This is a genomic window from Actinospica durhamensis (assembly GCF_018139695.1).
GTDB lineage: Bacteria > Actinomycetota > Actinomycetes > Streptomycetales > Catenulisporaceae > Actinospica > Actinospica durhamensis.
Genome location: NZ_JAGSOG010000651.1, coordinates 1 through 772, shown reverse-complemented (window position 1 = coordinate 772; position 772 = coordinate 1). Strand labels below are relative to the sequence as shown.

Below are 772 nucleotides of genomic sequence, written 5' to 3'. Positions count from 1 at the left end.
GGTGCGGGTCGGGGCGGGTCAGGGCGCCGGGTGCGGCGTCACGCCTGCCAGGACAGGCCGTAGGCGAGGCCGATGCGCAGGTGCGCGAACTCGGCCGAGAGTTCGCCGAACTGGTCCGGCTCGAGCAGGGCGGCGCCGCGCCAGGGGTCGTTGACGACACTGGTCGGCACGGCGTCCAGGCGCCACACGCGCGTGGGGGTCGCGTCGGCGGCGAAGCGGATGCGCAGGGTGCAGCGCTCGGTGCGGTGCATCGGGATGTGCACGAAGTGCGGCGCCATCGGTTGGCCGGGCGGGGTGCGCAGGCGCAAGCCGTACTCGTGCCGGTCGCCGGCCACGAGTGGCGCGGGGAGTTCGATGGCGGCGCGGAAGTGCGACTCGGACGGATGGTCCTGCCAGATCAGCGCGCCGCCGTAGAGGAGCTCGACGTGCAGGCCGTGCTCGGCGCTGGTGTCGGTCAGGGCACGCGGCAGGCTCACCGAGCTGGCGAGTTCGGTCAGGCGTTCGGCGGTGCAGACGACGACGCGCCGCTCGATCACCTCGGCGGCGTCCTGGTCGAGTCGCAGCAGTACGTCGACGGATTCGTTGTACCAGCCCGAGTCCGAGGCTTCGGGGGCGGCGGCGGGCGCCGGGACTGTGAAGGTGGCGGCGGCGTCGGCGGCGTTGTCGGGCGGGAGTGCGAGGCCTGATGCGGGGCCGGGCACGGGGGCGCGGGCGCCGCTGCCGACCGGGGCCAGCGGCGCGGGCTCCGAGGGCTGCGGGGACTGGGCGGAGG

1 pseudogene is annotated in these 772 nt (G+C 75.3%); it reads right to left on the bottom strand.

Going from position 1 to position 772, the window contains the following annotated elements:
* Positions 1–38: 38 nt before the first annotated feature.
* Positions 39–772 (bottom strand): annotated as a pseudogene (locus tag KDL01_RS41560) (hypothetical protein); the annotation flags it as partial.